General features: G+C 73.8%; 10 protein-coding genes. 5 read left to right on the top strand and 5 right to left on the bottom strand.

Going from position 1 to position 10,360, the window contains the following annotated elements; genetic code table 11:
• From ACERZO_RS50140 to ACERZO_RS50130, 3 genes are all read right to left on the bottom strand, one after another.
• Window positions 1-461 (bottom strand): hypothetical protein (locus ACERZO_RS50140; protein WP_372673133.1); only part of this gene is annotated, 461 nt, incomplete at its 3' end.
• A gap of 127 nt (window positions 462-588) precedes the next feature.
• Entirely contained in the window at window positions 589-3,522 is a 2,934-nt protein-coding gene (locus ACERZO_RS50135) for an AfsR/SARP family transcriptional regulator (protein WP_372673132.1), read from the bottom strand.
• Window positions 3,523-3,623: 101 nt separating this feature from the next.
• Window positions 3,624-4,328: a DJ-1/PfpI family protein gene (locus ACERZO_RS50130; protein ID WP_372673131.1), complete on the bottom strand. Its 705-nt coding sequence runs from the start codon at window positions 4,326-4,328 to the stop codon at window positions 3,624-3,626.
• A 98-nt stretch (window positions 4,329-4,426) separates the two neighbouring features.
• On the opposite strand from ACERZO_RS50130, the gene ACERZO_RS50125 reads away from it, so the two are divergent.
• From ACERZO_RS50125 to ACERZO_RS50115, 3 genes are all read left to right on the top strand, one after another.
• A complete protein-coding gene (locus tag ACERZO_RS50125) occupies window positions 4,427-5,404 on the top strand; it encodes a GlxA family transcriptional regulator (protein ID WP_372673130.1) in 978 nt (325 codons plus the stop codon).
• 71 nt (window positions 5,405-5,475) lie between these two features.
• Window positions 5,476-6,993, top strand: coding sequence for a YibE/F family protein (locus ACERZO_RS50120; protein WP_372673129.1), 1,518 nt, complete (start codon window positions 5,476-5,478; stop codon window positions 6,991-6,993).
• A gap of 72 nt (window positions 6,994-7,065) precedes the next feature.
• Complete coding sequence (locus ACERZO_RS50115; RefSeq protein ID WP_372673128.1) at window positions 7,066-7,311, top strand: hypothetical protein; 246 nt, start codon at window positions 7,066-7,068, stop codon at window positions 7,309-7,311.
• On the opposite strand, the gene ACERZO_RS50110 is transcribed toward ACERZO_RS50115, so the two are convergent.
• Both ACERZO_RS50110 and ACERZO_RS50105 read right to left on the bottom strand, forming a co-directional pair.
• A complete protein-coding gene (locus tag ACERZO_RS50110) occupies window positions 7,283-7,924 on the bottom strand; it encodes a hypothetical protein (protein WP_372673127.1) in 642 nt (213 codons plus the stop codon). The two genes, ACERZO_RS50115 and ACERZO_RS50110, sit on opposite strands and share 29 nt — an antisense overlap.
• Before the next feature lie 2 nt (window positions 7,925-7,926).
• Window positions 7,927-8,493 carry an MBL fold metallo-hydrolase gene (locus tag ACERZO_RS50105; RefSeq protein WP_372673134.1) on the bottom strand — a complete coding sequence of 189 codons (567 nt, stop codon included), beginning with the start codon at window positions 8,491-8,493 and terminating at the stop codon, window positions 7,927-7,929.
• 147 nt (window positions 8,494-8,640) lie between these two features.
• On the opposite strand from ACERZO_RS50105, the gene ACERZO_RS50100 reads away from it, so the two are divergent.
• Together ACERZO_RS50100 and ACERZO_RS50095 are read left to right on the top strand one after the other, a co-directional pair.
• Complete coding sequence (locus ACERZO_RS50100; protein WP_372673126.1) at window positions 8,641-9,516, top strand: peptidylprolyl isomerase; 876 nt, start codon at window positions 8,641-8,643, stop codon at window positions 9,514-9,516.
• On the top strand, window positions 9,516-10,295 hold the full coding sequence (locus tag ACERZO_RS50095) for an aminotransferase class IV (RefSeq protein ID WP_372673125.1): 780 nt from the start codon (window positions 9,516-9,518) through the stop codon (window positions 10,293-10,295). Before ACERZO_RS50100 ends, ACERZO_RS50095 begins: the two co-directional genes overlap by 1 nt.
• Window positions 10,296-10,360: the final 65 nt, after the last annotated feature.

Raw genomic sequence — 10,360 nt, 5'->3', positions numbered from 1 at the left:
GTGATGTCCCAGTGGTTGCCCTCGTCGCAGTAGAGGTTGCCGGAGCCGGCCTTCCACTGCGGGTAGCCGTCGCCGCGCAGCCCGATGTAGCTGAAGCTGTTCTTGATGTAGGCGTCGATGCAGCTGTTGTGCGAGATGTCGACCTTGTAGCCGTTGTAGTGGCTGTAGGTGCCCGACGCGTGGCCGACCTCGGTGCCGCCGGTGATGTTGATCGCGCAGCCGCTCGCCCGCTTCAGCGTGATCACGCCGCTGACGGTGCTCTGGTTGATCTGCTCGTAGGACGTGCAGGTCGAGTTCGACCGCGTGGTGCAGCCCCCGCTCGACGAGTGCGTCACCCCGGCGGCGGACAGCTGCGACGCCGCCTGCGCCTGGGTGAGCTTGGTGACCTCGACGCTCGCCGACGCGGTGCCGATGGTCGCGAAGACCACCGTCGCAGCCGTTGCGGTCAGTCCCACAGCCACGCGCGCGAGCATCCGTTGTCCCGGCATGCCTTGCCTCCTCGGTACGACGATCCGAACGGCGGCAGCCAAAACGGGAGGGCCATAACTTCGCCAAACGCCGCGGCGCGGGCCGGGGCGGTGCGCGGGGTCAGGTCCTGATCTTCGTCAAGACTTCACGAGTGCGGTCCCGGGCCGGGGATTCACTGGTGACGGCGGTGAGCTCCCGCAGCGCGCGCAGCTCCCACAGCGGGAACCCGAGCTCGCGGAAGAGGCCGGCCGACGTCCGCAGGAGCCGGGCCGCTTCCGTTTCGGCGCCCTCGTCCGCGTGGGTCCGGCCGAGGCTGAGCAGGGTGTAGCCGGCACCGCGGCGGTCACGCAGCTCGCGGAACACGCCCATCGCGACGCGCAGGTGCCACCGTGCGCCCGCCGGGTCGCCCGCACCGCGGCGCGCTTCGGCGAGGCAGCGGTGGGTGTAGGCGGCGGCGTGCCGGTGCCCGATCTGTTCGAACAGCGTCAGCGACCGCGTCAGGAAGCGTTCGCCGTCGAGCGGCTCGCCGGCCTCGGTGTGCAGGGCCCCCAAGCTGCGCAGGACGTGCGCCTCCCAGTGCCGCTCGCGGGTCCGGACGGCGCCGCCGAGCGCACCGGTGAGCAGGTCGGCGGCCCGGTCGTAGCCGCCGTGCCGGCGCAGGACGTCGGCGTAGCGCTTGGCGGCCTGGTCGTGCCCGCGGCCGTCGTCGCACTCGCTCGCGAGCAGCATGCTGACCTCGAAGCTCTCGACCGCGCGCCGCACGTCCCCGACGTCCTCGGCCAGTGACCCCAGCTGGGCCGCCGCGGCCGCTTGGCCGTGGCGGTCGCCGCACGCGCCCAGCAGGCCGATGGCCTCCACCAGCTCGGCTTCGGCGGCCCGCGGGTCACCGCCGTCGAGGTGGACGTCGGCGAGCGCGGCCAGCACCGCGCCGGTGCCCTGCGGGTCGTCGAGCTGCCGGAAGCGGTTTTCGGCCATGACGAAGTAGTTGCGGGCCTGCCGGCCGCGGCCGTGCTGCCAGTGCACCGAGCCGAGGTTGTAGAGCTTTTCGGCTTCGGCGCGCGGATCTTGCCGCCGCCGCGCGGCGGCGAGCCCGAGCACGGAAACGGCCCGGGCGGCGTGCCCGAGCCACGGCGTGCCGGCCAGCGCGGTGCAGGCATCGGCGAGCCGTTCGGTGAGGTCGTGCCAGCCGTGCGCGCCGGCAAGCCGCGCGGCCGCGGCGAGGTGGGCGGTTTCTTCGGCCGCCCAGGCGCCGGCATCTCCGGCGGGATCGGGGTGCGGCCGGCTGCGGGCGCGCTCGGCGCGGGCGAGCGCGGCTTCGCAGGCTCGGCGGAGTGCGGCGGTGTCGGTTTCCGGAGTTTCAGTGAGGAAGAGCCGCATGAAGGGTGGCAGTGCCCAGCGGGTCCCGGTGCGGTCGGCGTGCTGAGCGGCCGGCCCGGGCTCCGCCACCAGGTGTGCCGCGGCGAGTTCCTCCAGCCGGTCGCGAGCCTCGTCCACCGGCCGGTCCAGCAGCGCCGCCACGCACCAGTCCGGGACCGGCCCCTCGAACGCCGCCACCAGCCTCAGCAACCACCGATCCGCCGTCGGCCGCTCCCGTACAGCCGACGTCACCGCCGCCCGGACCGCCAGGTCGCCGGTGGCAAGCTCGTCGAGCCGGCGGCGGTCGTCGGCCAACCGGGCCGCCAGCTCCGCCACCCGCCGGCCCGGGCGCGCCGCCAGCTTCACCCCGGCGATCCGGACCGCCAGCGCCAACCCGGCACAACACTCGAGCACCCGTTGCGCCGCCGCGGGTTCCGCGCGCAACCGCGACTCCCCCACGATCGCCGCCAGCAGCGCCCAGGCGTCCTCTGTGGACAGTCCGGGGACCGGGACCGGCCGCGCCCCGCACAGGCCGGGCAGCTCTCGGCGCGTGGTGACCAGCGTCGCGCAGCCTGGCCCGCTCGGCAGCAGCGCCCGCACCTGCGCCTCGGTCGTGACGTCCTCCAGCAGCACCAGCAACCGGCGGTCCGCGGTGTAGCTGCGCCACAACCCCGGCAGGCCGGCGCGGTCGGCCAGTTCCGCCGGCGTCGCGCCGAGCAGGCGCAGGAACCCCGTCAGGACCGTGGCCGGCTCGGCGTCACGCAGTGACGCCGTCAGCTGGCCGTCGGGGAAGCGGCGGCGCGCCCGCCAGGCCGCCTGGACCGCCAGCGCCGACTTCCCGGCTCCGGCGGCCCCGTGCAGCACGACCGGTCCGGAACCGCGCAAGGCCCGGCCCACGTCGGCGAGCTCGGCCGCGCGGCCGGTGAAGTCGGGCACCGCCGGCGGGAGCTGCGCGGGCGGGCCCGGCGTCGTCCACTCGGTGCCCGCGATCCGGCGGTACACCGCGACGAGGTCGTCGCCCGGCCACACGCCCGCCTCTTCCCACAGCGCCCGCCGCGTCCGGCGGAGCACCTCCAGCGCCGACTCGCGGTGGCCGACCGCGCCGAGTGCGGACGCGAGCCGGGCGGCGAAGCGCTCGTCGGCCGGCCGGGCCGCGACCACCGGGTCGAGCCGCTCGACGACCGACCGGCCGTCGCCGTCGGCGAGCTCCAGCTCGACCAGCTGCAGCAACGCCGCCGAGCGCCGGTCCTCCAGCCACAGCTTGTGCGCCTCCAGCAGCGGGCCGCCGGCGACGTCGGCGAACGCGTCGCCCCGCCAGCACGCCAGCGCCCGTTCGAGCGCGCGGCGGCGTTGCGCGCGGTCGTCGGCGCCCGCGGACAGCAGCGTCAGGAAGTCGTCCGCGTCCAGCTCGCCCGGCTCGACCGACAGCGCGTAGCCCCGCGGCCCGGACCGCAGGCGCTGCCCGGCCTCGGCGGCCCCGAAGCCGGGCGAGAGCGTCTTGCGCAGCTTCGACACGGTGACCTGCACGATCGCCGCGGCGCTCGACGGCGCGCCGTCCGGCCACAGCTCGTCGACCAGCGTGTCGCGGCCGACGAACTGGCCGGCGCGCGCCAGCAGCACGGCGAGCAGCCGCCGCGGCTGGGCCGCCGACGGCAGCTCGACGGTGGCGGTCATCGGACCGAGGACCTCGAACCGCACGGCTACACCCCACCCGCGAGATCACCTGATCGAGCGAGCTGAATCTAGCCGTCCGGCACTGGGCTTTTCCCTCGATCACCCGGATGGCCGACGACGTTGGTTCAGGCGTTTGCCAGCAGTTTGCCCAGGAGCTCCGGGTGTTCGGCCAGCCCGGCCCGCAGCGTGTGCTCGCGCAGCGGTTTGAGGTCGCCGTACGGCTGGTTGTCCCAGTCCAGGCGGCCCTGCGGCGGCTCGGGGTCGTACTCGATGGCGAACTGGATGTTCGTCGCGACCTGCCGGCCGGCCAGCCGTTCCACCAGGTGCAGCGCCAGGTCGATGCCCGCCGAGACGCCCGCCGCGGTGATCACCCGGCCGTCTTCGACCAAGCGCTGCGCGACCGGCGTCGCGCCGAGACCGGCCAGCAGGTCGCGGAACATCCAGTGCGTCGTCGCCCGCTTGCCCTCCAGCAGCCCGGCCGCGCCGAGCACCATCGAGCCGGTGCAGACCGACGTCACCAGCTCGGCGCCGGCGGCCGCGGTGCGCAGCCAGGCGAGCAGGCGCTCGTCCGCCATCGCGCGCAGCGTCGGCACGGTGCCGCCGGGCACCAGCACCGCGTACGGCGACGGCACTTCGTCGAACGTGTGGCTCGCCGCGACGCTCAGCGGCGTGTCGGTGCCGATGGTGTCCTTCGTGGCGCCCACGACGACGGCCCGGTAGCCGGAATCCAGCTGCGTCAAGGCACTCAGCACCTGGAGCGGGCCGACCAGGTCCAGCGGGGTCAGGCCCGGGTAGACGACGAAAGCGAGGGTCTTCTGCTCAGCGGTCATGGCCCTCACCCTGGCGGCGGCCGCCGTCCCGCCGGATCCGGATGTCCGAAATCCTGCGAACCGCGTCCGAAGGCCGGTCCGGCTGCTAGCGTGCGATCATGGCAGGCTCACCCAGACGGGTCACGATCGTCGGATTCCCCGACGTGGAGCTGCTGGACGTCGCCTGCCCGGCCGACGTCCTCGACGCCGCCAACCGCCACGGCGCCCGCCCGCCGTACGAGATCCGGCTCGCCACGATCGACGGCCAGGCCATCCGCACGTGCTCCGGCCTGGTCCTGCAGCCCCACCTGCGGCTCGACCAGGTCGCGGCCGACCTCGACACGCTGGTCGTCGCGGGTGGCTGGGGAAGCACGACGGCGGCGTCCGACGAACGCGTGCTCGCCCACATCCGGCGGCTGGCCCAGACCAGCAGGCGGGTGGCGTCGGTCTGCACCGGCGCGGAAGTGCTCGCCGCGGCGGGCCTGCTCAACGGCCGCCGCGCGACGACCCACTGGCGCTGGGCGGCGAAGCTGGCCGACGCCTACCCGGCGGTGACGGTCGATCCGGTGCCGCTCTACATCCAGCACGGCAACGTCTACACGGCCGCCGGGGTGACCAGCGGCCTCGACCTGACGATGGCGCTCGTGGAGGCCGACCACGGGCCGACGCTGGCCCGCGAAGTCGCGCGGTCGCTGGTGACGTACCTGCAGCGGCCCGGCAACCAGGCCCAGGTCAGCCTGTTCCTGGCCGGCCCGCCGCCGGAGCACCGCGAGGTCCGCGACCTCACCGCGTACATCGCCGAGCACCTCGACGCGGACCTCGGCACCCCGGCACTGGCCGCCCGGGCGGGCCTCAGCACCCGCCAGCTGACCCGCCTCTTCGACGCCCACCTCGGCACGACGCCGGGCAAGTACGTCCGCACGGTCCGCACCGAGCACGCGGCCAGGATGCTGTCGGGCACGGACCTCCCGCTGGCGACGATCGCGCGCCGCTGCGGCTTCGGCTCGACGGAGACGTTGCGCCAGGCCTTCCTCGACCACTTCGACACCCCGCCGTCGGCGTACCGGCGCGTCCACGTCCGCCAAGCCTACGGCTGACGCATCGGGAGGAACCGGACCCTCGGCGGCCCCTCGTGCGGGCGGTGCGATCCCGCTGTCAGGATGTGCGCGTGGACCGCCCCGACCTGGACAACGACGCAACCGGCCCGATTCGCCGGATCACGGACGAGGTGTCCCCTTCGCCGGGCGCGACGCCCCGGAAGCCCGCCCGCCGGGTCCCGGCCGAGGGTGCGGCGCCGGTCCGCCGCCGCGCCGACACTGGGCCGCAGCGGGTCGCGAACACCGGCGCCCAGCGCGTCGCGCGCCGCGGTGACACCGGGCCGCAGGCAGTCCCGGCCCGCACGAAGCCGCGCCCCGCGAAGAAGCCCGAGCCCGAAACCGGCCACGGTCACGGCCACGGCCACGGCCACGGCCACGGGCCCGCCGCGCCGGCGTCGAAGCGCGTCAAGCTGCTGCTGATCTGGCTGCTCGCCCCGCTCGCGCTGGCGACCGTCGTCGGCATGATCGTGCTCTACCCCTGGGGCAAGCCGGATCCGACGAGCGTCGTCCCGCAGGGGACGCCCGTGGCCGCGGACATCACCGCGACCGCCACCGGTCCCTGCCTCGCCCAGGGCCAGGTCCAGGTCGGCGACCAGACGGACCCGAACGCCAAGCCCTGCCTGACGGTCGACCTCACCATGACCGACGGCCCGGCGAACGGGAAGCAGCTGAAGCTGACCGTCCCGATCGAGCCGAGCACGCCGCGGTTCTCCGCGGGCGACGCCGTCGTGCTCGCCTACAACGGCGGCAACGCCGGCGACCCGGCCAGCTTCCAGCTGGTGGACTTCCAGCGCGGCACCCCGCTGTTCGTGCTGGCCGCGCTCTTCGCGGTCGCCGTGCTGGTGCTCGGCCGCTGGCAGGGCCTGGCCGCGCTCGTCGCGCTCGGCCTGTCCTTCGCGGTGATCGCGCTGTTCATCCTCCCGGCCATCCTCGCCGGGGAGAACCCGCTGGTCGTGGCCATCGCCGGGTCCGGCGCGATCATGTTCATCGCCCTCTACCTGACCCACGGGCTGACGGCGAGAACGTCCGCGGCCGTCCTCGGCACGCTGGTCAGCCTCGCCCTCATCGGCGTCCTGTCGGCGATCTTCTCGGCGGCGGCCTCGCTGACCGGGCTCGACGACAGCACGTCGACGCTCATCGGGTCGCTCGGCCACGGCATCGACGCCCGCGGGCTCCTGCTGGCCGGTGTCGTGATCGGCGCGCTCGGCGTGCTCGACGACGTGACCGTCACCCAGACCAGCGCGGTCTGGGAGCTGCGCCGCGCCAACCCGGACCTGACCTGGCAGGAGCTGTACCGCTCGGGGCTGCGGATCGGCCGCGACCACGTCGGGTCGGCGGTCAACACGCTCGTGATGGCCTACGCCGGGGCCGCACTGCCGGTGCTGCTGTACTCGTCGATCTCCGGCGTCGGCTTGGGCGCGCTGCTCGGCAGCGAAGAGATCGCGCAGGAGATCATCCGGACGCTCGCGGGCAGCGTCGGCATCGTGGCGGCCGTCCCGGTGACGACGATCCTGGCCGCGCTGATCGCCTCGCGCGAGCCCGCCGCGTACCTCAGCAGCACCACGAAAGCAGTTCCGTCCCACCCGTAACACCGGCGCACCCCGACCGAGCCGGACCGGCGAGAACGCGGTAGGAAGGCGGCAGCCGAACCGGGAGGCGCCATGGTCCTGCTCTCCGGCCCGCGGTGCCTCGTGCGGGGCGCGCTGCGGGTGGTCACCGCCACGGTCCAGGCCGTGGAGTCGCTGCCGCGCATCGCGGCCGCCCTCGAGGACGTCCGCGCCACCCTGCACCACGTCGAGCGCCTCGCCGCGTACATCGCGCAGGAGGTCCCGGAGCTCGTCTACCAGCTCGAGCAGCTGCGCGACGCGGACGAGGAGCTCAGTCGAGAGTCGCCACGAACCGGCTGACGGCCTCCATCGTGAACCGCTGCACGTACTTGCCGGACGGCGCCACCGACGCCAGCCGGTAGAGCGGGCGGTCGGCCACGCCGGAGCCGCGCGCCTCGGCCTTCAGTTCGGCGACCAGCAGCTCGCCGAACACCAGCCCGTTCGCCTCGGTGTTGTTCATCAGCGCGTTCGCCAGCCTGCGCAGCTGCAGGACGCCCAGTTCGCGGCCGCCGGTGCCGGAGAACACCGCGAGGTCGACCTTCGCCACCTTGCCGCGCTGGCCGGCGTTGACCAGCAGGCTCACCGTGCGGGAGCCGCGGACGTCGCCGATCACCAGGTCCAGGCGCGTCGCGGTGACCAGGTCGACGCGGCGCAGCCCCCAGGTCCGCACGAGCAGCGTCGAGCCTTCCAGCCAGACCCGGCGGCGGATGCTGACCGCCATCACGTACAGCAGCGGCAGCGCGATCACCAGCGCCACGATCAGCCCGATCAGGGTGCCGCCGATCAGGCCGGCGACGCCGCCGAACGCGGCCGCGACGATCACCACGCCGATCAGGCCCGAGATCCCGCGGCGACGGCGGCCGCGCGGGTCCTCCTCGAACAGCGCCAGCCGCTCGGCCGTCTCTTCCGCCATGCTCAGGCCCCCGTCCCGGCGAGGAACGGGTTGCCCGCGCGTTCCCGGCCGATCGTCGTCGCCGGGCCGTGGCCCGGCAGCACCACCGCGTCGTCCGGCAGGCTCGTCAGCAGCTCGCGCACCGCCTCCGGGTCGGCACCGCGGCCGACCGAGCCGGCGAACAGCGTGTCACCGGTCAGCGCGAGCCGGCCGCCCTCGGCTGTCGCCAGGCTCAGGACCACCGAGCCCGGCGTGTGCCCCGGTACGTGCCGGACGTCGATGTCCAGACCGGCGAAGGTGCCCGGCTCGAGCGGGACGCTGTCGCCGTCGTACAGCCGCGCGTCGGCCGGGTGCAGGTGCAGCGGGACGCCGTGGTCGGCGGCCAGCGAAGCGGCCGAAGCGACGTGGTCCGCGTGCCCGTGCGTGGCCACCAGCGCCGCCGGGACCAGCCGGTGCTCGGCGAGCGCGGCGGTCAGCGGGGCGGCCACCTCCTGCCCCGGATCCACGACCACGCACGGCCCGCCGGCGGCCTCCGCCAGCAGGTAGCAGTTGGCCTGCAGCGGGCCGCTGCCGAACCCGACGACGAGCACCGAACGCCTCCCGGACATCCGCGCCGGATGGCGCCGATCACGATCGGGTTGAGACTAGCGGGCCCTGTACATGGTCCTCACAGGCTGTGCCCATACACTGCCGCTACCTCAGACGTGTGACACGAGCGGAAACCTGGAGGGTACGGGGTGGCGACCAACCAGCAGCGCCGCGAAGCTGCGAAGCGCAAGCTCGAGAGGCAGCTCGAGCGCCGATTGGAGCAGCAGAAGCGACGCAGGAGGATCGGCGCTGGTGTCGTCGGCGTGGCCGTGCTCGTCGTGGCGGGCGTGGTGGTGTGGATCGTGAGCGCCAACGGCGGTGACAGCACCGCCGACCCGGCGGCCTCGTCCTCGGCCGCTCCGCCGCCGACCGACCTCCAGATCCCGACGCAGCGCACGGCGCTGCCGAAGCGGACCACGGCGCTGCCGAACCCGACGACGTGCGACTTCAAGGCCGACACGACGGGCAAGGCGCCGAAGAAGGTCAACCTGCCCGACGGCAAGAACGTCCCGTCGACGGGCACGGTGAACGTGACGCTGAAGAGCACCGCGGGCGACATCCCGCTGACGCTCGACCGGGCGCTCGCGCCGTGCGCGGTGCAGAGCTTCATCAGCCTGGCGAAGCAGAACTTCTACAACGACACCATGTGCCACCGGCTCGGCACCGAGGGCCTGCAGATGCTGCAGTGCGGTGACCCCTCGGCCACCGGCGACCCGACCCAGGACGGCCAGGGCGGTCCCGGCTACACGATGCCGGACGAGGCGTTCCCGGAGATCAAGTACGGCCGCGGCATCCTCGCGATGGCGAAGACGTCCGCCCCGAACTCCGGCGGCAGCCAGTTCTTCATGGTCTACGGCAACGCCGACGGCCTCCCGGCGGACTACTCGGTGTTCGGCAGCATCAGCGACGAGGGCTTGAAGGTCCTCGACGCCGTCGCCAAGGCCGGTATCGCGAACCCGAACCCGCAGGACGGCACCGGGGCGCCGACGAAGCAGGTGAAGTTCACGGGCGTGACCGTCCAGTAGTGGCGGCGCGCATCGAGCTGAACGGGGACCCGCTCGGCCCGGGCGCCTTCGTCGCGGGAATGACCTCCTACGGTCATTTCACCGCGATGCAGGTCCGGGACGGGCGGGTCCGCGGGCTCGCGTTCCACCTCGAGCGGCTCGCGACGAGCACCCGGCTGCTGTTCGGCACCGACCTCGACGTCGACCGCGTGCGGGCGTACGTCCGCCAGGCGATCGCCGGCGAACCGGCGCTTTCGGTACGGGTCATGGTGGTCACGCGCTCGTTCGACGAGCCGCTCGTGCCGGAGATCCTGGTCCGGACGCTCCCGCCGCACCCGCCCGAACCGGCGCCGCTGCGCCTGCGGACGGTGCGCTACCAGCGGGATCTGCCGCAGGTGAAGCACCTCGGCACGTTCGGGCTGATCTACCACTCCCGCCAGGCCGAGCTGGCCGGCTACGACGACGCGCTGTTCGTCGACCCGGCCGGCCGGATCAGCGAGGCCTCGGTGTGGAACGCCGGTTTCCTGGCCGGCGACACGGTCGTGTGGCCGGAAGCCGCGGTACTGCCGGGGATCACGATGCTGGTGCAGAAGGAAGCGTTGCGTCGCCTGGGTGTTCCGCAGGAAACGCGCGAAGTCCGGCCCGCGGACTTGCGTTTCTTCGACGCGATGTTCGTGACGAACTCCGAAACCCCGGGGCGCGCGGTCGCGTCCGTCGACGACCTCGTGCTGCCGACCGCGGACCGCGCGGTGGAGTTGCTCGCGCGGGCGTACGAAACCGTGCCGTGGGACGAGATCTGAGCCCGGCCTGGGCGAGCTCGGCGCTCGACGACGGTCTTGAATGAGTCGTTCAGGACCTCCGAAGA

Source organism: Amycolatopsis kentuckyensis (assembly GCF_041679295.1).
In the GTDB taxonomy this organism is placed as follows: domain Bacteria; phylum Actinomycetota; class Actinomycetes; order Mycobacteriales; family Pseudonocardiaceae; genus Amycolatopsis; species Amycolatopsis kentuckyensis_A.
This window is presented reverse-complemented; position numbering and strand designations above follow the sequence as displayed.